This is a genomic window from Streptomyces griseoflavus (assembly GCF_014649995.1).
Classification (GTDB): Bacteria; Actinomycetota; Actinomycetes; order Streptomycetales; family Streptomycetaceae; genus Streptomyces; species Streptomyces griseoflavus.
This window is the reverse complement of the sequence record NZ_BMUC01000001.1, coordinates 646,605-666,206: the sequence shown is the minus strand read 5'-3', so window position 1 is coordinate 666,206 and position 19,602 is coordinate 646,605. Positions and strand designations below refer to the sequence as shown.

The 19,602-nt window shown below is 72.6% G+C and carries 18 protein-coding genes; 10 read left to right on the top strand and 8 right to left on the bottom strand.

Annotated elements, in window-relative coordinates; translation table 11 throughout:
- Positions 1-66: 66 nt before the first annotated feature.
- Positions 67-1,317 (top strand): pyroglutamyl-peptidase I, encoded by a 1,251-nt coding sequence (locus IE172_RS02865; protein ID WP_190095429.1) that lies wholly within the window; start codon positions 67-69, stop codon positions 1,315-1,317.
- Here IE172_RS02865 and IE172_RS02860 read toward each other — a convergent pair.
- From IE172_RS02860 to IE172_RS02850, 3 genes are read right to left on the bottom strand one after another with little or no spacing between them, the layout of a single operon-like run.
- On the bottom strand, positions 1,289-1,903 hold the full coding sequence (locus IE172_RS02860) for a LysE family transporter (protein ID WP_190095428.1): 615 nt from the start codon (positions 1,901-1,903) through the stop codon (positions 1,289-1,291). The genes IE172_RS02865 and IE172_RS02860 overlap by 29 nt on opposite strands.
- Positions 1,900-2,697, bottom strand: a complete 798-nt coding sequence (locus tag IE172_RS02855; protein WP_190095427.1) for an EI24 domain-containing protein — start codon at positions 2,695-2,697, stop codon at positions 1,900-1,902. Before IE172_RS02855 ends, IE172_RS02860 begins: the two co-directional genes overlap by 4 nt.
- A gap of 48 nt (positions 2,698-2,745) precedes the next feature.
- Entirely contained in the window at positions 2,746-3,768 is a 1,023-nt protein-coding gene (locus tag IE172_RS02850; RefSeq protein WP_190095426.1) for an NADP-dependent oxidoreductase, read from the bottom strand.
- Positions 3,769-3,860: 92 nt separating this feature from the next.
- On the opposite strand from IE172_RS02850, the gene IE172_RS02845 reads away from it, so the two are divergent.
- On the top strand, positions 3,861-4,304 hold the full coding sequence (locus IE172_RS02845) for a MarR family winged helix-turn-helix transcriptional regulator (protein WP_190095425.1): 444 nt from the start codon (positions 3,861-3,863) through the stop codon (positions 4,302-4,304).
- A gap of 101 nt (positions 4,305-4,405) precedes the next feature.
- On the opposite strand, the gene IE172_RS02840 is transcribed toward IE172_RS02845, so the two are convergent.
- The gene (locus IE172_RS02840; protein WP_190095424.1) at positions 4,406-5,218 is read right to left on the bottom strand and encodes an SCO2400 family protein; all 813 of its coding nucleotides are present in this window, start codon (positions 5,216-5,218) and stop codon (positions 4,406-4,408) included.
- Between the two features lie 242 nt (positions 5,219-5,460).
- On the opposite strand from IE172_RS02840, the gene IE172_RS02835 reads away from it, so the two are divergent.
- The 8 genes from IE172_RS02835 (at position 5,461) to IE172_RS02800 (ending at position 15,977) form a co-directional block, all read left to right on the top strand.
- The gene (locus IE172_RS02835; RefSeq protein ID WP_190095992.1) at positions 5,461-6,624 is read left to right on the top strand and encodes a mandelate racemase/muconate lactonizing enzyme family protein; all 1,164 of its coding nucleotides are present in this window, start codon (positions 5,461-5,463) and stop codon (positions 6,622-6,624) included.
- The gene (locus IE172_RS02830; RefSeq protein WP_190095423.1) at positions 6,621-7,625 is read left to right on the top strand and encodes a zinc-dependent alcohol dehydrogenase; all 1,005 of its coding nucleotides are present in this window, start codon (positions 6,621-6,623) and stop codon (positions 7,623-7,625) included. The genes IE172_RS02835 and IE172_RS02830 overlap by 4 nt, the downstream gene beginning before the upstream one ends.
- Positions 7,626-7,776: 151 nt before the next feature.
- Positions 7,777-8,745 (top strand): hypothetical protein, encoded by a 969-nt coding sequence (locus IE172_RS02825; protein WP_190095422.1) that lies wholly within the window; start codon positions 7,777-7,779, stop codon positions 8,743-8,745.
- Positions 8,746-8,885: 140 nt separating this feature from the next.
- Complete coding sequence (chvE, locus tag IE172_RS02820; protein ID WP_190095421.1) at positions 8,886-9,998, top strand: multiple monosaccharide ABC transporter substrate-binding protein; 1,113 nt, start codon at positions 8,886-8,888, stop codon at positions 9,996-9,998.
- 31 nt (positions 9,999-10,029) lie between these two features.
- Entirely contained in the window at positions 10,030-11,580 is a 1,551-nt protein-coding gene (gene mmsA, locus IE172_RS02815; RefSeq protein ID WP_190095420.1) for a multiple monosaccharide ABC transporter ATP-binding protein, read from the top strand.
- On the top strand, positions 11,577-12,815 hold the full coding sequence (gene mmsB, locus IE172_RS02810) for a multiple monosaccharide ABC transporter permease (protein ID WP_190095419.1): 1,239 nt from the start codon (positions 11,577-11,579) through the stop codon (positions 12,813-12,815). Before mmsA ends, mmsB begins: the two co-directional genes overlap by 4 nt.
- Before the next feature lie 53 nt (positions 12,816-12,868).
- Entirely contained in the window at positions 12,869-14,023 is a 1,155-nt protein-coding gene (locus IE172_RS02805; RefSeq protein WP_190095418.1) for an aldose epimerase family protein, read from the top strand.
- 157 nt (positions 14,024-14,180) lie between these two features.
- Positions 14,181-15,977 (top strand): pyridoxal phosphate-dependent aminotransferase, encoded by a 1,797-nt coding sequence (locus IE172_RS02800; protein ID WP_190095417.1) that lies wholly within the window; start codon positions 14,181-14,183, stop codon positions 15,975-15,977.
- A 113-nt stretch (positions 15,978-16,090) separates the two neighbouring features.
- Here IE172_RS02800 and IE172_RS02795 read toward each other — a convergent pair whose 3' ends face one another.
- From IE172_RS02795 to IE172_RS02780, 4 genes are all read right to left on the bottom strand, one after another.
- On the bottom strand, positions 16,091-17,368 hold the full coding sequence (locus IE172_RS02795; RefSeq protein ID WP_190095416.1) for a lytic transglycosylase domain-containing protein: 1,278 nt from the start codon (positions 17,366-17,368) through the stop codon (positions 16,091-16,093).
- 89 nt (positions 17,369-17,457) lie between these two features.
- Complete coding sequence (locus IE172_RS02790; protein WP_190095415.1) at positions 17,458-18,228, bottom strand: hypothetical protein; 771 nt, start codon at positions 18,226-18,228, stop codon at positions 17,458-17,460.
- Positions 18,229-18,271: 43 nt separating this feature from the next.
- Complete coding sequence (locus IE172_RS02785) at positions 18,272-18,820, bottom strand: Rv1363c family protein (RefSeq protein WP_190095414.1); 549 nt, start codon at positions 18,818-18,820, stop codon at positions 18,272-18,274.
- A gap of 25 nt (positions 18,821-18,845) precedes the next feature.
- Positions 18,846-19,602 (bottom strand): nuclear transport factor 2 family protein (locus tag IE172_RS02780; protein ID WP_229885756.1); only part of this gene is annotated, 757 nt, incomplete at its 5' end.

The window sequence follows — 19,602 nt, the reverse complement described above, 5'->3', positions numbered from 1 at the left end:
GGGCGGGCGATACTGCGGCCTCCGGCACCCACCCGTACCCCACGACGACGGAAGGCCCCCACTCCCTTGACTTCCCTACGTGTGCGCACAGGTGTGATCGGACTGGCCCTGCTGACGGGTCTCGCCGCTCCCCCGACCACCGCGACCGCCGCCGACACCCCGTCGGGCCCCACCGTCGAGGAGCGCCGGCTGGACGGGGCCGTGCCGCAGGAGATCCTCCGCCGCTCCGGCTTCGACACCGTGGCGACGGACTTCGCCCGGGCCCTCGACCGCGCGCGCTCCTACGACGCGGCCCGGCGTGCGGTCGTGCGCGAGGGGACGGAGCTCTGGCGCCGGGCCGTGGACCGGGCGCAGGGGCGGGGTCCGGCGGCGGGTGACCTGAGCCGGGACGACGACCGGCCGCTGTACTGGGCGCGGCTCGGCATGACGCGGGCCCTGCGGGCCTGGGAGCCGGGGTTCCGGCTGGGTGAGGAGCGGCGGGCACGGCTGCTGGACGAGCTGGAGCGCGGCTCGCGCGGGCAGGACGACATCGGGTTCCCGCGCGGAAGGGGGACGAAGCGGGTGCTGGTGACCGGCTTCGATCCGTTCACCCTGGACCGGGACATCCGGATCTCCAACCCGTCGGGCGCCGCCGCCCTCGCCCTGGACGGCACGGTGATCGAGACCGCGGACGGTCCGGCGCGGATCGAGACGGCCGTGTTCCCGGTGCGCTGGCGGGACTTCACCGCGGGGACCGTGGAGCGGGCGCTGCGGCACCGTCTGCCGCGGGTCGACCTGTTCGCGACGGTGAGCCAGGGCCGGGTGGGCCGGTTCGACATCGAGCGCACCAACGGGGCCTGGCGGGGCGGCTTCGGGGACAACGAGAACACCGGCCGCCCCGAGACGGTGCCGGTGCCCGACCCGGCCTCGCAGCCGCAGTGGACGTCGACCACGCTGCCGTACGCGGAGATCGTCGCCGCGCAGACCGGGCGGTTCCCCGTGTACGACAACACGAGCGTGACGGAGATCCCGGCCGGGGGCACCGAGCAGGTCGTCCGGCCCGAGGGGCCGACGCCCGGTTCGACCGCACGCGCCGGGGGCGGCGGGGACTACCTGTCCAACGAGATCGCCTACCGGGCGACGCTGCTCCGCGACCGGCTCGGTCTGCGCGAGGAACTGCCGGGCGGGCACGTGCACACGCCCGTCCTGCGGTTCGGGGCCGGGAACACCACCGAGGTCACCGATCCCGAGTTCGTACGCGACCGGCTGGACATCATCGGCCAGGTGCGGTCGATCGTGACGGTGGCGGTCAGTGCGACGGAGCGAACGCGAGGCTGACGCCGAGGCCGGCCAGGGCGGTCCCGATCACCTTGTTGAGGACCTTCTGGCCGCGCAGCATCAGGGTGCGCATCCGGTCGTGGGAGAAGAACACCGCGACGACGCCGAACCACACCAGGTGGGCCAGCGACATGAACAGGCCGTAGCCCACCTGCTGGAGGACGGGTGTGCCGGGGCTGACGACCTGGGCGAACGTCGAGACGACAAAGAGGGTCGTCTTCGGGTTGAGGACGTTGGTCAGGAAGCCGGTGCGCAGGGCGGCGAACGGGGTCAGTCCGGTCCCGCCCTCCAGGTCGACGGTGACCTCGGCGCGCGTGCGGAAGGTGCGGACACCGACGTACACGAGGTAGGCGGCGCCGGCGAGTTTGATGACGGTGAACAGGAAGGCGGACGAGGCGATCAGCAGTCCCACGCCGAGCATGGTGTAGGTGACGTGCACCAGGACGCCGGCGGCGACGCCGAGGGCGGCGAGGAGTCCGGTGCGGCGGCCGTGGAGGTAGCTGCCCCGCACCACCATGGCGAAGTCCGCTCCCGGCGCGATCACGGCCAGGACGGTGATGACGGCGACGGCGAGCACCTCGGTCACGGGGTGGCGCCCTGCTCCTGGGACTCGTCCGGCGCCGGGGAGCCGGCCGTCTCCTCACCGAGCAGGTCGCGCGCCATGAGGGTGGCTCCGGCGACCGCGCCCGGCATCAGGAACACGGCGACGAAGGGCACGACGAACGCCACGGCCAGGGGCGTGCCGAAGCCCCAGACGAGGGTCTTGCGGGAGCGCAGCAGCCCGAGCCGCTCACGCAGTTCGATCCCGCGGCGCTGGAGCGCGACGGCGGTGAGTTCCTCGGTGAGGAAGAACCCGGTGACGAAGAAGCCGATCACCGGTACGACGGTCTGGCCGGCCACCGGGACGAAACCGAGGGCGAACAGCAGCACGGCCCACACGAGGGCGCGGGCGACGATGCGCAGGCTGTCCCGGCCCGAGATCCACAGCTCGCGCATCAGGGGCAGGTCCGACTCCGGGGCGGTGCCGTCGGGCGAGACGTCCCGGTCGACCTTCTCCGAGAGGCTCTCGTAGAACGGCTGGCCGATGAGCAGGGTCACCGCCGTGAAGGTGATCACCGACAGCAGGAGGCCGAGGGCGAAGAGCACGACGGTGAGGAAACCGCGGAACAGGCCGCCCCAGGGGCTGGACCAGTCGTCGGCGAAGGGGGTGGCCCAGGTGACGAAGTCCGCGCCCCACAGGGCGAGGGCGATCAGCGCGGCCGCGTAGAGGACCAGGGTGATCAGGCCCGGGAGCAGGCCGAAGCCGAACTGTTTGCCGTGCCGGGCCACCCACTTCTGGCCCTTCAGCAAGTACCGGAAACCCACCCCTAGATCGCGCATGGGAGCACTGTATCGAGGGGTGGGCGGGGTGGTTCGCGCAGCCGCCGGTCAGAGCTTGACGATCATCTTTCCGGTGTTGTCGCCGCGCAGGACCCCGAGGAAGGCCTCCAGGTTGTTCTCGATGCCCTCGACGACGGTCTCGCGGTACTTCAGCTCGCCCGAGCGGACCCACGGCCCGACCTCCTGGACGAACTGCCCCTGGAGGTCGTAGTGGTCGCCGACCAGGAAGCCCTCGATGCGGCCCCGGGTCTGGATCAGCCGGGCGAGGTTCTTCGGGCCGGGCGCCGGCTCGGTGTTGTTGTAGACGGAGATGGCGCCGCAGACGGCGATGCGGCCGTCCCGGTTGAGGGAGCCGATGGCCGCCTCCAGGTGGTCGCCGCCCACGTTGTCGAAGTACACGTCGACACCGTCCGGGGCGGCGGCGCGCAGCTGCTCGCTCACGGGGCCGTTCTTGTAGTTGAACGCGGCGTCGAAGCCGTACTCCTCGACGAGCAGCCTGACCTTCTCGTCGGAGCCGGCGGAGCCGATGACCCGCGAGGCGCCCTTGAGCTTCGCGATCTGCCCGACCTGGCTGCCGACGGCGCCCGCGGCACCGGAGACGAAGACGGAGTCGCCCTCCTTGAAGGCGGCGGTGCGCAGCAGACCGGCGTAGGCGGTGAGCCCGGTCATGCCCAGCACGCCCAGGTACGTGGAGAGCGGTGCGGCCTCCGGGTCGACCTTGACGGCGTTCTTCGCGTCCACGACGGCGTACTCGCGCCAGCCGAAGAAGTGCAGGACGTGGTCGCCGACGGCGATCCCCTCGGCGTCGGAGGCGACGACCTCGCCGACGGCACCGCCCTGCATGGCCTTGCCGAGTTCGTACGGGGCGACGTAGGACTTGGCGGCACTCATCCGGCCGCGCATGTACGGGTCGACGGAGAGGTACTCGTTCCGTACCAGCACCTGCCCCTCGCCCGGGGCGGGCACCTCGGCCTCGACGAGGGCGAAGTCCTCGGGCTCGGGCCAGCCGACGGGCCGGCTCAGCAGGTGCCACTCGCGGCCGGTGGCGGGGGGTGTGGGGGCGTCGGACATGAGCGGGCACCTTCCTGGAAATGCTTCATTACCTGAAACAACCATGCGACTGAATATTTCAGGATGTCAAGCAAGTGGGTACCCTGGAGAGCATGGCCACACCCCGCGACACGCCCAGCCGCCCCGACGCCCTCACCCTGGAGGTCGTCGAACTCATCGGCGCGGTGGTGGCCCGTTACCACGAGGAGTACGAGGAGGCCGCCGCCGGGCACGCGCTGACCGGCGCGCAGGCGCGGCTGCTGAGCCTGCTGTCCCTGGAGCCGCTGCCCATGCGCAAGCTGGCGCAGCGGCTGAAGTGCGAGCCGTCGAACGTCACGGGCATCGTCGACCGCCTGGAGGCACGGGGCCTCGCGGAGCGCCGTCCGGACCCGGCGGACCGGCGGGTGAAGCTGGCGGCGGCGACGGCCGAGGGGCGGCGGGTGGCGCGCGGCCTCCAGGAGTCGCTGCGGTTCGCCCGCGAGCCGCTCGCGGGACTGTCGGAGCCGGAGCGGGTGGCCCTGCGGGACGCCCTGCGCCGGATGCTGACCCCGCGCTGACCCCCCGCCGACCCGCATCCGACCGCGACGCGCCGCGCGGGCACGCGGACCCGTCCTCCCGGCTCACACGGGTGCGGGGCACCTCATCGGGGCGGGACGGCTCACGTGCACCACCACAGGAAGCGGTTGCACGTCTCCGACGGCTCGGGCTCCGGTTCGGGCTCCTCGGTGGTCGGGGCCGGATCCGGCGTCTCCGGTGCGGACGGCGGATCCGCCGGCGGGGCCGCCGTCGGGTCGGCCGGCGGCGGGTCGGCGGCGGGCGCCGACGAGGCACCCTCCTCCGCCTCGGGCTCCTCCTCCGCCTCCGAGGACTCCTCGTCCTCCGGGGACGCGGAGGCCGACGGGGAACCGGACGCGGAGGGGCTCGGCGCTCCCTCCCGCACCGGCGCGTCCCCGGCCCCGCTCGCCGACTCCTTCGGCTCCACCTCGGCCGAGCCCCCGTCGGGCGACTCCTCCCCGGCGACCGCCGGGCCGGGCTTCGATCCGGGTATCTCCAGGCCGAGTTCCGCGAGGCTCAGCGCACCGGCCGCCAGTACGAAGCCCGCCACGATCAGCAGCGTGCGGTTGCGCCTGCGGCGGTGCGCGGCGGCCTTGCGGTCCCGGCGGCTCTGGCCCGCCGAGGGGCTCTCCTCGGGCTCGCGTACCCGTCCACGCCCCTGGCGCCGGGCCGCCCGCCGCCCCGGTGGCGCCTCGTCGCCGTACTCCCCCGCCGAACTCGCGGCGGGTTCCTCCACGGTCTCCTCGGCCCGCGCCGCTCCGGCGTCCCCGGCAGTCTCCGCGCCGTCGCCCTCGTACCCCGGGGGCACGGCGGGTTCCTGGCGCTGCCGGGCGCGGAGGGTGTCGACGGGCGTGCCGCAACCGGGGCAGGCCAGGGCGCCGTTGAGGTGCCGTCGGCACGGGTGGCAGAAGTCCATGTCGCGGGAAGGTTAGGTTCCGTTCCGGTCCGCTTCCTAGGCTTTGCTGTGAAGGTTTGGTGCGGACCAATGCCCATAGGTTTCGAAACTGTCGAAACCGTTGTGCGCGCGACCCATTGACACCCCCGCCGCGGCATCTTTACTGTCACGCCAGCATTTCGAACGTGTGCCGAAATATCGAACACGTCGAACCGCAGACCGTCGAGGACAGGGTCCACCACCACAGCGAGGGGCGAACTGCCGTGCGCATCACCGGAATCAGCACACACGTGGTCGGGACGCCGTGGCGCAACCTGACGTACGTCCAGGTGCACACCGACGAGGGGATCACCGGAGTCGGCGAGACCAGGATGCTGGGCCACACCGACGCCCTCCTGGGTTACCTGAAGGAAGCCGAGGTCAACCACATTCTCGGCTCGGATCCGTTCGCTGTCGAGGACCTGGTCCGCCGGATGAAGTACGGCGACTACGGCCGCGCGGGCGAGATCGTGATGTCCGGTATCGCCGTGGTCGAGATGGCCTGCTGGGACATCAAGGGCAAGGCCCTCGGCGTCCCCGTCTGGCAGTTGCTCGGCGGCAAGGTCACCGACAAGGTCAAGGCGTACGCCAACGGCTGGTACACCACCGAGCGCACCCCGGAGGCGTACCACAAGGCGGCGCGGGCGGTGATGGAGCGCGGCTACCGGGCGCTGAAGATCGACCCGTTCGGCACCGGCCACTTCGAACTCGACCACCGGCAGAGCCTGTACGCGGTCTCGCTGATCGAGGCGGTCCGTGACGCCATCGGCCCGGACGCCGAGCTGATGCTGGAGATGCACGGCCGCTTCTCCCCCGCCACCGCCGTCCGCCTCGCGCACGAGCTGGCGCCGTTCAAGCCGGCCTGGCTTGAGGAGCCGGTGCCGCCGGAGAACCTCAAGGCGCTGGAGAAGGTGGCCGCCAAGGTCGACATGCCCCTCGCCACCGGCGAACGCATCCACGACCGCATCGAGTTCCGCGAGCTGTTCGAGAGCCAGGCGGTCGACATCCTCCAGCCGGACGTCGGCCACATCGGCGGCATCTGGGAGACCCGCAAGCTCGCGGCGACCGCCGAGACCCACTACATGCTGGTCGCCCCGCACAACGTCGGCGGCCCGGTGCTCACCGCCGCCTCCCTCCAGGTCGGCTTCACCTCCCCGAACTTCAAGATCCTGGAGCACTTCAACGACTTCGCGGACGCCGACATCAAGAAGGTCGTCAAGGGCGCACCCCAGGTGGACCCGGAGGACGGCTGCTTCCACCTCTCCGACGCCCCCGGTCTCGGCGTCGAGCTGGACGTCGACGCGGCGGCCGAGTTCCCGCAGCAGCAGGCCCGGTTCGACCTGTGGGCCGAGGGCTGGGAGCAGCGCAAGCCGAAGGGCGCGCGATGAGCACCGCCGTCGTCGTCGAGGCGCCCGGCGAGCACCGCCTGGTCCCGCACGAGCCGCGCGACCCCGCACCCGGCGAGGCGCTGGTCCGGGTGCACGCGGCCGGCATCTGCGGCAGTGACCGCGAGGTCTACCAGGGCAACCGGCCCGAGGGGTACGTGCGTTACCCGCTGACGCCGGGGCACGAGTGGTCCGGCACCGTCGAGCGGGTGGGCGCGGGGGTGCCGGAGTCGCTCACCGGCCGCAAGGTCGTCGGTGAGGGGTTCCGCAACTGCCAGGTCTGCGACCGCTGCCACGCCGGTGAGACGACACTGTGCTCGGCCGGCTACGAGGAGACCGGGTTCACCCGGCCGGGCGCCATGGCCCCCACGCTGACCCTGCCGGCCCGGCTGCTGCACGTCCTGCCGGACGACGCCGACCTGAGCGCCGCGGCGCTGCTGGAACCGGCCGCCTGCATCGCGGCGGCCGCGCTGAAGGCGAACGCCGTGCCCGGTGAGCGGGTGGCGGTGGTCGGCACGGGCACCCTGGGCATGTTCGCGGTGCAGTTCCTCCGGGCGGCCTCCCCCGCCGAACTGCTGGTGGTCGGCACCCGGGGCGACCGGGAGGCGCTGTCACGGCGGTTCGGGGCGACCGGCTTCCGCACGAAGGACGGGCCCCTGCCGGGCGGCTTCGACGTGGTGATCGAGACCGCCGGGTCCGCGGACGCGGCCCGCACGGCCGCCTCGCTGCTGCGGCGCGGCGGGCGGCTGGTGCTGACCGGCATCCCGGCACCGGGCGCCGCCGGGCTCGACCCGACCGACCTGGTCGTACGGCAGCTGGAGGTGCACACCGTCTTCGGCGCGGCGCCGGACGCCTGGGCGCACACCGTGCGGGTGTTCGCCGCGGGGCTGCTCGATCCGCTGCCGCTGGTGACCCACGAGCTGCCGCTCGCCGCGTTCCCCGAGGCCATCGAGCTGGTGGGGTCGGGCGATCCCGCGGTCGGCAAGGTCCTGCTGCGCCCCTGACCGTACGCCGGTACGGGGGCGACCCGACGGCCCCCGTACCGGCGTACTCCCCCTCCCGCCCTCCCCCGCCGTCTCTCCGCGCCCCGGCCCCGCCCGGCTCGCGCCGCGCGCCACGAACCTCGTCCGACATATCGAACACGAAGGACACCCTGTGACCGACGCTTCCGCCAAGGCGCCCCGCCGGCCCGGCGAGCCGGCGCTCGCCGCGCTCGGCCTGAGTGCACCCGCCCTCGACGCCGCCGACGCCTCGCCGCACACCTTCCCCGGCGGCGGCCGCTGGCGCACCGAGATTCCCTCGTGCGAGGGGCCCGAGGCGCTGGCGGTGGCGCTGAAGGAGGCCTCGCGCCTCGACGTGCCGATCCACCGCGTCAGCCAGGGCAGCGGCGTCTGGATGCTGACCGACGCCGAGATCACCGAGATGGTGGAGGCAACGGCGGAGCGGGACATCGAGCTCTGCCTGTTCACCGGCCCGCGCGGCACCTGGGACATCGGCGGCTCCACGCGGACCGACTCGGGCGGCGCGGGACTGCGCGCCCGGGGCCACGATGCCGTCGCCGGCTGCGTCGAGGACGCGCTGCGGGCCACCGAGTTGGGCGTGAAGTGCCTGCTGGTCGCGGACGAGGGCGTGCTGTGGACGCTGCACCGGGCCCGGGCGGCCGGGCTGCTGCCCGCCGACACCACGCTGAAGGTCTCGGCGCTCGTCGGGCCGGTCAACCCGGCCTCGTACGCGGTCTACGAGCGGCTCGGCGCGGACTCCGTCAACGTGCCCAGCGATCTGACGCTCGCCCATCTCACCGAGATACGGCGGGTGTCGGCCGCCCCGATGGACATGTACATCGAGGCCCCGGACGACCTGGGCGGTTATGTGCGGATGTACGAGGTCGCCGAGCTGATCCGGCGCGGCGCCCCGCTGTACCTGAAGTTCGGCCTGGCGAAGGCGCCCGGGATCTACCCGTACGGGCACCAGATGCGGGAGCTCACCCTGGCGACCGCCAAGGAGCGCGTGCGGCGCGGCCGGCTCGCCCTGGACCTGCTCGCCCGCCACGGCGCGGACGGCGACATGGCGCCGCTCGGCTCCCGGCTCCCCGGTGATCTGCACCGGTTCGAAACTCCGTCATAACGTTCCGGAAAAGCGACTTCACAGAAGCAGACACAGCCGCGCACAATCCCACACACCTGTGCTCGCGCCCCTGACCCGGCTCCCCCGCAGACGCTCGCCGTACCGACCGACCCCGCCCACCGACATCAAGGATGATGACCATGCGTAATCGCAGAGCCGCACTCGCCGCGGTGGCCACGGCCGCCTCCCTCGCCCTCACCCTGACCGCCTGCGGACAGAACAGCGAGGGCGGCGGCGAAGAGGACAAGAAGGGCTCCGAGGGAGCCACCATCGGCATCTCCATGCCGACCAAGTCCTCCGAGCGCTGGATCGCCGACGGCAACAACGTCGTCACCGACCTCAAGTCCAAGGGCTACAAGACCAAGCTGGTCTACGGCGAGGACGACCCCGACCAGCAGGTCTCGCAGATCGAGAACCTGATCACCCAGGGCGTGGACGCGCTGATCGTCGCCGCGATCGACAACAAGTCGATGAACAACGTCCTGCAGCAGGCCAAGGACGCCGACATCCCGGTCATCTCCTACGACCGGCTCATCCTCGGCACGGAGAACGTCGGCTACTACGCCTCCTTCGACAACGAGAAGGTCGGCGAACTCCAGGGCACCTACATCGTCGAGAAGCTCGGCCTGAAGGACGGCAGCAAGAAGGGCCCCTTCAACATCGAGCTGTTCGCCGGCTCCAACGACGACAACAACACCCGCTACTTCTTCCAGGGCGCCATGAACGTCCTGCAGCCCTACATCGACAAGAAGCAGCTCGTCGTCAAGTCCAAGCAGACCGAGCTCAACCAGGTCACCACCCTGCGCTGGGACGGCGGTACCGCCCAGAAGCGCATGGAGGACATCCTGACCTCGGCCTACCGCAGCGACCGGGTGGACGCGGTCCTCTCCCCGTACGACGGCATCTCCATCGGCATCCTGTCCTCCCTGAAGTCGGACGGCTACGGCTCGGCGAGCAAGCCGCTGCCGGTCGTCACCGGCCAGGACGCCGAGGTCGCCTCGGTGAAGTCGATCATCGCCGCCGAGCAGTCGATGACCGTCTACAAGGACACCCGCGAACTCGCCAAGGTCGCCTCCAACATGGTCGACGCGCTGCTCAACGACAAGAAGCCCGAGACCAACGACACCAAGACCTACGACAACGGCGCCAAGGTCGTCCCGGCCTTCCTGCTGGAGCCGGTCGCGGTGGACAAGGAGAACTACCAGAAGGTCGTCGTCGACTCCGGCTACATCAAGCAGAGCGACCTCGACTGACCGCCGTACACCACTGACCGGAAGGCACACCATGGCGGGACCCGTCCTGGAAATGCGCTCGATCGTCAAGACCTTTCCCGGCGTCAAGGCGCTGTCGGACGTCACCCTGACCGTCCGGCGGGGCGAGGTCCACGCCATCTGCGGCGAGAACGGCGCCGGCAAGTCGACCCTGATGAAGGTCCTCTCCGGCGTCCACCCGCACGGCACCTACGAGGGGGAGATCCTCTTCGAGGAGGAGGTCTGCCGGTTCAAGGACATCCGGGCCAGCGAACAGCACGGCGTCGTGATCATCCACCAGGAGCTGGCCCTGGTGCCCTATCTGTCGATCGCCGAGAACATCTTCCTCGGCAACGAACACGCCACCCGCGGGTTCATCAACTGGAACGAGACCCTCAGGCACGCCGCCGAACTGCTGCGCCGGGTGGGGCTCGACGAGCACCCCGAGACCCGCGTCGCCGACATCGGTGTGGGCAAGCAGCAGCTGGTGGAGATCGCCAAGGCGCTGTCGAAGAAGGTGAAGCTGCTCATCCTCGACGAGCCGACCGCGGCGCTCAACGACGAGGACAGCGGCAAACTCCTCGACCTGATCCTGCAGTTGAAGGACGAGGGCATCACCTCCATCATCATCTCCCACAAGCTGAACGAGATCCGCCGCGTCGCCGACTCGGTGACGATCCTGCGCGACGGGCGGACCATCGAGACGCTCGACGTGAAGGCCCCCGGCACCAGCGAGGACCGGATCATCAGCGGCATGGTCGGCCGGGACCTGGAGCACCGCTTCCCGGAGCGGACCCCGCACCACCCCGAGGAGGGCACCGCCCCGGCCCTGGAGGTCCGCAACTGGACCGTGCACCACCCCATCGACCAGCAGCGCAAGGTCGTCGACGACGTGTCGCTGACGGTACGGCGCGGCGAGATCGTCGGCATCGCCGGGCTGATGGGCGCCGGGCGCACCGAGCTCGCGATGAGCATCTTCGGCCGCACCTACGGCCGGCACGCGGGCGGCACGGTCCTCAAGGACGGCAAGGAGATCCGCACCAGGTCCGTCCCCGAGGCGGTCGGGCACGGCATCGCGTACGTCACCGAGGACCGCAAGCACTTCGGCCTCAACCTCATCGACACCGTCAACCGCAACATCTCGCTCAGCGCCCTCGGCAAGGTCGCCCGGCGCGGTGTGGTGGACGAGCACGAGGAACGCAAGGTCGCCGAGGGCTTCCGCACGTCCATGAACATCAAGACGCCGACCGTCTTCGAGCCGGTGGGCAAGCTCTCCGGCGGCAACCAGCAGAAGGTCGTGCTCAGCAAGTGGATCTTCGCGGGTCCCGACGTGCTGATCCTCGACGAGCCGACGCGCGGCATCGACGTCGGCGCCAAGTACGAGATCTACACGGTCATCGACCAGCTGGCCGCCGAGGGCAAGGCGGTCGTCTTCATCTCCTCCGAGCTGCCCGAGCTGCTCGGCATGTGCGACCGCATCTACACGATGGCCGCGGGACGGCTGACCGGTGAGTTCTCGCGGGCCGAGGCCTCCCAGGAATCGCTGATGCGTCAGATGACGAAGGACAAAGAGGTATCCCGATGAGCACAGTCACCGACAAGACCCCGGCCGCCGCGCCACCGGGCAGGAACGGACCGGGTGACGGCGGCCTGCTCCGGCTGGTGCTGGACGGCATGCGCCGCAACATGCGGCAGTACGGCATGCTGTTCGCGCTCGGCCTGATCGTGGCGCTGTTCGCGGTCTGGACCGACGGCGACCTGCTGCTGCCTCGCAACGTGTCCAACCTGGTGGTGCAGAACAGCTACATCCTGATCCTCGCGATCGGCATGATGCTGGTCATCATCGCCGGCCACATCGACCTCTCGGTCGGCTCGCTGACGGCGTTCGTCGGGGCCATGGCCGCGGTGTTCATGGTCAAGAACGACATGCCCTGGCCGCTCGCGGTGGCGCTGTGTCTGGCCGTGGGCGCCCTCGCGGGGGCGATCCAGGGGTGGTTCATCGCCTACGGCGGCATACCGTCGTTCATCGTGACCCTCTCGGGCATGCTGACCTTCCGGGGCCTCACCGAGATCTTCCTGGAGGGCCAGACCCTCGGCCCGTTCCCCGACGGCCTGCAGAAGGTCACCAACGGGTTCCTGCCCGAGGCCGGCCCGGAGACCAACTACCACAACCTCACCCTGCTGCTCGGCCTCGCCCTGATCGCGCTCGTCGTGCTCCAGGAGGTCCGCGACCGCCGGCGCCAGCGGGAGTTCGCCCTCGACGTCCTGCCCGCCAGGCTGTTCGTGCTGAAGCTGGTCGCGCTCGCCTCCGCCGTCCTCGTGGTGACGATGCTGCTCGCCAGTTACAAGGGCGCCCCGATCGTGCTGCTGATCCTCGGCGCGCTGCTCGTCGGCTTCGGCTACGTGATGCGCAACGCCGTCATCGGCCGCCACATCTACGCCATCGGCGGCAACCTCCCCGCGGCGAAGCTGTCGGGTGTGCGGGACAAGAAGGTCACCTTCCTCGTCTTCCTGAACATGGGCATGCTCGCGGCGCTCGCGGGTCTGGTGTTCGCCGCCCGCCTCGACGTGGCCTCCCCCAAGGCCGGCCTCAACTTCGAGCTGGAGGCCATCGCCGCCGCGTTCATCGGCGGGGCCTCGATGAGCGGCGGTGTCGGCACGGTCCTCGGCGCCATCATCGGCGGTCTGGTCCTGGGCGTGCTGAACAACGGTATGAACCTCGTCGGCATCGGCAGCGACTGGCAGCAGGTCATCAAGGGCCTGGTACTGCTGGCGGCGGTCGGCTTCGACGTGTGGAACAAGCGCAAGGTCGGTTCGTAGGTCAGCTCGGGCCCCGCCGGACGGCGGGGCCCCTTCCCTTCCGGGAGTTGCACATGGAACTGAACAGACGCACGGTCATCGCGGGCGCCGGAGCGGCGGCCGTGGCCGCCGGCTCCGCCTTCGGCGGGACGGCCCACGCGGCACCGGGCCGGGGGAAGCCGGCGCGGAGCCTCTTCGGCCGGCTCGCCGACGGCACCAAGGTCCACAGCTGGGCACTGGAGAACGGCGGGACCCGCATGAGGGTCCTCTCCTACGGCGGCATCGTCCAGTCGCTGGAGATCCCCGACCGCCGCGGCCGGCACGCCAACGTCTCCCTGGGCTTCTCCGCCCTCGAGGACTACGTCGCCTCCAGCCCGTACTTCGGCGCCCTGATCGGCCGCTACGGCAACCGCGTCGGCCGGGGCCGCTTCACCCTCGACGGCAGGGAGTACCAGCTCTCCGTCAACGACGGCGAGAACAGCCTGCACGGCGGCGCCCAGGGCTTCGACAAGCGGGTCTGGGACGTCGAGCCCTTCACCCGCGGCTCGGACGTCGGCCTCCACCTGTACTACACCGCCGTCGACGGCGAGATGGGCTATCCGGGCACCCTGCGCACGAAGGTCACCTACACCCTCACCCGCGGCGGCGACTGGCGCGTCGACTACGAGGCGACCACCGACCGGCCCACCGTCGTCAACCTCACCAGCCACGTCTACTGGAACCTCGCCGGTGAGGGCAGCGGCTCGGTCGAGGACCACGAGCTGTCGATCGCCGCCTCCCGCTACACACCGGTCGACTCCGGGCTGATCCCCACCGGCGAACGGGCGGCGGTCGCCGGCACCCCCTTCGACTTCCGGCGCGCCAAACCGGTCGGCCGGGACATCCGCACCGCGCACCAGCAGGTGCTGTACGGGCAGGGCTTCGACCACAACTGGGCGCTGGACAAGGGCATCACCGCCCGTCCCGAGCACGCCGCCACCCTGCGCGACCCGTCCTCCGGCCGCACCCTGCGCATCGCCACCAACGAGCCGGGGCTCCAGTTCTACTCCGGCAACTTCCTCGACGGCACCCTCGTCGGCAGCGGCGGCCGGGTCTACCGGCAGGGCGACGGCCTGTGCCTGGAGACGCAGCACTTCCCCGACTCGCCGAACCAGCCGTCGTTCCCGTCGACCGTGCTGCGGCCGGGAGAGACCTACCGGACGACGACGGTCCACTCGTTCGGGGCGTGAGTCACCGTCACGCGCCGCCGTCACATCTTCCTCACATGAGCTGAACGGCGGCGCGCCGCGCTCCGTACTCCTGGGTGGCCCGCGCTCCCCCGCGCGGGCCACCCACGCATGACGGGCCCGTCACGTCCCCGGCGGGCCCGCCGTACACGGAGGTTCCATGGCCGACAACGTCACCTCGTTGTTCCGCAGCACCGCGGCCCACAGTCCGTCGATGGCGGCGCTGGCGCGGGAGAGCGACGGGGCCGGCCCGGTGGACTTCTGCATCCCCTGCAATCCGTACTTTCCCACCCCCGCCATGTTCGAGGACATGGCGGCGCGGCTGCGCGACATCATCACCTACTACCCGAGCGGCGCCGACACCATCACGGCCGAGCTGTGCAGCCTGCTGCGACTCCCGCCGCAGTGCGTGGCGATGGGCAACGGATCGACGGAGCTGATCACCTGGATCGACCACCTCCTGGTCCGGGAGTCCCTCGCCGTCCCCGTCCCCACCTTCGGCCGCTGGACCGACCAGCCCATGGAGACCGGCAAGCGGGTCGACATGTTCCCCCTCCAGGAGTCCGGCGGCTTCGCCCTCGACCTGGCGCAGTACGCGGAGTTCATCCGGGCCCGGGGCACCCGGGTGGCGGTGATCTGCAACCCGAACAACCCCGACGGCGGCTTCCTCCACAAGCACGCGGTCGTGCAGTTCATGGACGCGATGGCCGACCTGGACCTGGTGGTGATCGACGAGTCGTTCCTGGAGTTCGCCGACGCCGAGGTGGAACCGTCGGTGGTGCAGGAGGCGATGCTGCGGCCCAACGTCATCGTGCTGCGCAGCCTGGGCAAGAACTTCGGCCTGCACGGCATCCGCTTCGGCTACCTGGTCGCCAACCCGGCGCTGGCGGGCAAGGTCCGCTCCATGCTCCCCAAGTGGAACCTCAACTCCTTCGCCGAGCACGTGGTGTTCATGCTGAAGGAGCACGGCGCCGAGTACGCCCAGAGCCTGCACCAGGTGCGGCGCGACCGGATGGACATGTCCGGCCAGCTCTCCTCGCTGCCCGGGCTGACGGTCTACCCCTCCCAGGGGAACTTCCTCTTCGTGCGCCTGCCCGTGGGCGCCGAGGGAACCGTGGTCCGGGACCGGATGCTCACCGAGCACCGGATCCTGGTCCGCGAGTGCGGCAACAAGATCGGCTCGTCCAGCCGCTTCCTGCGTCTCGTGGTGCGCCCCCAGGTGGACGTGCGCCGCCTGGTGTCCGGCCTGGAACAGGTGCTCTACGGGACGTCCAGGAGGGGAGCCGCCGTACCCGAGCAGGCCACCGGGACCGGCTACAGCTCGGGCACGGCGGCAGTGGACCGCCTGGTGAGCGAGACCAACGGGGCGGGCATGCGGGGGCTCGCCGCTCAGGCCGCCGCTCCGGGGCTCGCCGCCGCTCCCGCCACCGGCACCGGCATGCCGCTCCCCGCCGCCGCGTCCACCGTGAGGGCGGACCCGGCCGGCGGGATGCCGGTGCCGGCCGCGGCGTCGGCGGGGGCTGGGGCGCCGGGGCTTCCGCAGCCGGCGCCCCAGCCCGTCGGCCGGCCCGTCGACCAGCCCGTCGACCGGCCGGTACCGCAGGCGGTCCCGCAGCCCGCGCCGCAGCCGGTACCTCAGGCGGTGCCGCAGCCCGCGCCCCAGCAGTTCCCGGAGCCGGTTCCGCAGCCCGTGCCGATGCCGGCCCAGCCGCTCGCCCCGGCCGCACAGCCGCTCGCCCCGGCCGCCCAGGCACCGGTGCCCGCTGCGGCCCACCCGGCACCGGCCCCTCAGGCGCCGCCGCCCACCGGCCCGACCCCGCCCGGTGTCCCCGCCCGCGGCGGCCTGACGGCCGCCCAGGTCAGGGGCACCGACGGCCTCTCCATGGCCCCGGCGACGGGCTGGCCGGGCCCCCAGGCCGCCTGGCCCAACGCCGCGGGGATGGGCCAGGCACTCTGAGCCCCACCCGGGAAGCGGCTCGGGCTGCGCCGGGCTGAGCCTCCACTGCCGGCAGCCGTTGTTCAGCCGGTCCACCGGCGTACGCCGGCGGCCGGCCGCACCGTGGCGCTCGCTCAGCCGGAGGGCGAGCCCGAGGGGTCCGGGTCCGGGTCCGGGCAGGGTGACGCGGCCGGGGAGGCGGTGGGAGCGGACGTCGGTGGAGCGGACTCGGTGGGGCAGTCGTCCGGGGAGGTGGGCGAGGGGCTCGGACCGGTCGGGTCGGGTGAGGGCGACGGCGTCCCGCTGGGGGACTCCGAGGGCTCCTGGCCGGTCGGGGTGGGGGTCGGGGCCGGGGGGACGCTGGGGCCGGGTGAGGAGGAGGGACCGGGTTCCGTGGCGGACGGAGAGGGCTTCGGAGACGGGCCGGGGGTGCCGGGGGTATGGGAGGCGCTCGGCTCCGGACCGATGACGATGCCGCCCCCGCCTCCCCTGCCGCCGCTCCCGCCGGAGTCGACGGGCCCGGTCGCCGGGGTGTCGCCGCCCGCGCCGGGGCTCCTGGGGATGACGCCCTCGCCGTCCGCGACGGCGTGGACCCCGCGCAGGTAGAAGTCCAGCCACTGCCTGACCAGCCGCAGGTAGGACCGTGAGCGGTTGTAGCTGAGGACCGCCCGGTCCAGGTCCGCGGCACGGGCCAGGTTCCGGTCGCCCGCACACAGGTAGTGTCCGGCCGCCAGGGCCGCGTCGAAGATGTTGTTCGGATCCGCGCGGCCGTCGCCGTTGCCGTCCGCTCCCCAGCGGGCCCAGGTGGACGGCAGGAACTGCATGGGTCCCACCGCGCGGTCGTAGACCGTGTCGCCGTCGTGAACGCCCCGGTCGGTGTCCCTGATCAGGGCGAACCCGCGGCCGTCGAGCGGTGGTCCGGTGATGCGGCCCAGCGTCGTGCCGGCGCGGTCGACCGCGCCGCCGCGCGCCTGGCCGGACTCCACCTTGCCGATCGCCGCGAGCAGTTGCCAGGGCAGTCGGCAGCCGGGGTCCGTCCGGGCCACCGAGGTCTCGGCCGCGCGGTAGGCGCGCAGCACCGTGGCCGGAATGCCGGACCGGGCGCGCAGGTCCCGGATGACCGGCGGGGCGGCCGACGCGCTGTCCGCGGAGTCCAGGGGCGGCAGTTCGACGTGGTAGGAGTCGTCGCCCGGCGGGGCGGGTTCGGAGTACGGGCCGCTCGCCGCCGTCCCGCGGGCATCGTCGGCGGGAGGGACGGCCGGAGCGTCCCCCGGCCCTCCGAGGAAGCCGGGCGCCTGGGAGGCGGTGAGGGCCGCCATGGCCGCCACGGTGACGGCGGTCGTCCTCAGTCCTCGGCGGGTCCGGCCGGACCGGCCGGTGCGCGGACCTCGTGCGCGGCGGCGTACGGGCATGGCTGTCACTCCTGTCGGTTGCGGGGGGTGCGCCCCGGACGGTCCGTGTCCGCCGGGGGCCCGGGCGGGGTGGTCGGCGACGTGGGGCCTCAGCGGCCGAAGGTGTCGATGCCGGAGACGAGCCACCGTCCTTCGCGGTGCACCACGTCGACGGCGAGCAGGGCACCCGCGTACACACCCGTGTCCTGCTCGGCGGCCTTGCCGCCGGCCGCCTCGCCCCCGGCGGTGGCGACGCTGCTCTGGTCGGCGTAGACGAGGACGCGGGCGCGCGCCCCGTCGATCCGCTCGACGGCGCTCTCGGTGACCACCGTGGTGATCACCGCCTTCTGCGCGTCGGCCCGCTCGCGCACGTCCGCGAGCAGGGCGCGGTGCTGGTCCACGGCCTTGCCCGTCAGGAGGTCCCGCGCCGCCTTGTCGAGGGCGCCGGGGTCGGTGTGGTCGTAGGAGAAGAGCCGGTCGACGGCTTCGGCCGTCCGTCCCTTGATCTCGCTGGTGCGGGCGAGGTCGGTCAGCGCGGTGTTGCGCCGCGCGGGTTCGTCGCGGAGCGCTTCGGCCTTCGCGTGCGCCCAGCCGGCGAACCCGCCGAGGAGAACGGTCAGTGCGCAGAGCACCAGGAGGACCACCGGCCGGCGCCGGCGGGGCCGGGCACCGGGTGCGCCGGCCGGCTCGCGGGAGGTGCGGGGGACGGCCGGCTTCCGGTCCGCCGTCCGGTCTCCGTCCGGTGAACCCGACGGAGACCGGACGGCGTCATCGCCCGCGCGGGTCCGCCGGCCGGTGCTCTCCGGGCTCACGGCGGCGGGCCGCGTGTCACGGGCCCGGCGGCGCCGCTGGCGGTTGATGTGGTGGCGGGTCGTCGACATCGTGCTGTCCTCTCGGTGCGGCGGCTCGGCGTACGGGACCGGATCAGCCGGTCGGTGCGCCGCCCACGGGGGCCTGTCCCAGGGCGCTGAGCTTCCAGCGGCCCCCGGTGCGGGTGAGTTCGCCGAGCATGCGGCTGTCCTTGTCCGTCCTGGCGCCGTCGGACGCCCTGACCGTGACGCGCAGGGCGACCAGGACCCGGGCGCGGCCCGCGCGGTCGTCGAGCTCGGTGACGGCGCCCGACAGCACCCGTGCCGTGGTGACCGTCTTCGCCTCCCGCACCTGTTCGGCGAACTCGTCCCGCCCTGTGGACAGTTGCTCGTGCAGCTCGCCGGTGGTCGACGACTCCCACAGGTCGAGGCCCTGGTCGACGTCCCGGTGGTCGAGCGTGTTGAGGTTCAGTACGGCCTGCTCCCCGGCGGCCAGCGCCCTGTCCCGCTGCTCGGCGTAGGCGGCGGTGCCGTCATGGGCCGCGGCGTACCAGTCCTGGCCCGCCCAGGCCGCGAAGCCGCCCGCGGCGAGGCCGAGGGCGACGAGCAGCGAGGACAGCGCGCGGGGGCGGTGGGCGGTGAGGGCGCGGACCGCGCGTTTCATGGGTGCTCCAGTCTCCCGCACGGTGTCAGCGGGCCTCGAGGTGGACGATCCGCCAGCGGTCGTCTTCCAGCCGGGCGGTGACGGTGAGCTGGGCGGCCGCGGTGGTGGCCTCGCCGTCGCCGCGGTGGGAGGTCTGGTCGAGGAAGACCAGCAGGCGTGCCCGGTCGCCGTCGAGTTCGATCACTCCGGTCCGGACGGCGCGGGTGCTCAGGGTGACGCGCTGCTCGGCCAGGTCGCCCCGTACCTGGGCGAAGAGGTCCTGGTACTGGCGGGCGGCGCGGCCGCCGAGCACGTCGCGCGCGGAGCGCTCGGCGGCCGCGGTGCCGTCCGGCGTGTACGAGAAGACTCGCGCGAGCGCGTTGCCGACCTCACCCGCGACACGGTCGGTGGCCGCGGCGTCGGTGAGCGCGCGGTTGCGGGCGGACTCGGCCGACTCGAGCCGGTGGGCGCCGTGGAGGAAGCCGCAGCCGCCGAGGACGAGCAGGGCGGCGAGCCCGCCGAGGACCACCCGCCGCGCCCGGCCCGCCGGACGCTTCCCGCCCGGCCGGCCGTCACCGGGAGGCTCCGTACCGGCCGGGTCCCCGGCGGACACCCCGGCCACGCACGGGCCGTCGCCGGACTCCGCACCCCCGGCCCGCGCGGCGTCCCCACCCGGGGTGGCGTCCCCACCCGGGGTGGCGTCCCCGCCCGGGGTGGCGTCCCCGCCCGGGGTGGCGTCCCCGCCCGGGGTGGCGTCCCCGCCCGGGGTGGCGTTCCCACCCGGGGTGGCGTTCCCACCCGAG

What these genes read in the sequence shown, in the direction of transcription:
- IE172_RS02785 (WP_190095414.1), bottom strand. Translation starts at nt 18,820, where the DNA reads ATGAAACGCGCGGTCCGCGCCCTCACCGCCCACCGCCCCCGCGCGCTG.
- chvE (WP_190095421.1), top strand. Translation starts at nt 8,886, where the DNA reads ATGCGTAATCGCAGAGCCGCACTCGCCGCGGTGGCCACGGCCGCCTCC.
- IE172_RS02795 (WP_190095416.1), bottom strand. Translation starts at nt 17,368, where the DNA reads ATGCCCGTACGCCGCCGCGCACGAGGTCCGCGCACCGGCCGGTCCGGC.
- mmsA (WP_190095420.1), top strand. Translation starts at nt 10,030, where the DNA reads ATGGCGGGACCCGTCCTGGAAATGCGCTCGATCGTCAAGACCTTTCCC.
- IE172_RS02805 (WP_190095418.1), top strand. Translation starts at nt 12,869, where the DNA reads ATGGAACTGAACAGACGCACGGTCATCGCGGGCGCCGGAGCGGCGGCC.
- IE172_RS02840 (WP_190095424.1), bottom strand. Translation starts at nt 5,218, where the DNA reads ATGGACTTCTGCCACCCGTGCCGACGGCACCTCAACGGCGCCCTGGCC.
- mmsB (WP_190095419.1), top strand. Translation starts at nt 11,577, where the DNA reads ATGAGCACAGTCACCGACAAGACCCCGGCCGCCGCGCCACCGGGCAGG.
- IE172_RS02850 (WP_190095426.1), bottom strand. Translation starts at nt 3,768, where the DNA reads ATGTCCGACGCCCCCACACCCCCCGCCACCGGCCGCGAGTGGCACCTG.
- IE172_RS02855 (WP_190095427.1), bottom strand. Translation starts at nt 2,697, where the DNA reads ATGCGCGATCTAGGGGTGGGTTTCCGGTACTTGCTGAAGGGCCAGAAG.
- IE172_RS02845 (WP_190095425.1), top strand. Translation starts at nt 3,861, where the DNA reads ATGGCCACACCCCGCGACACGCCCAGCCGCCCCGACGCCCTCACCCTG.
- IE172_RS02800 (WP_190095417.1), top strand. Translation starts at nt 14,181, where the DNA reads ATGGCCGACAACGTCACCTCGTTGTTCCGCAGCACCGCGGCCCACAGT.
- IE172_RS02790 (WP_190095415.1), bottom strand. Translation starts at nt 18,228, where the DNA reads ATGTCGACGACCCGCCACCACATCAACCGCCAGCGGCGCCGCCGGGCC.
- IE172_RS02830 (WP_190095423.1), top strand. Translation starts at nt 6,621, where the DNA reads ATGAGCACCGCCGTCGTCGTCGAGGCGCCCGGCGAGCACCGCCTGGTC.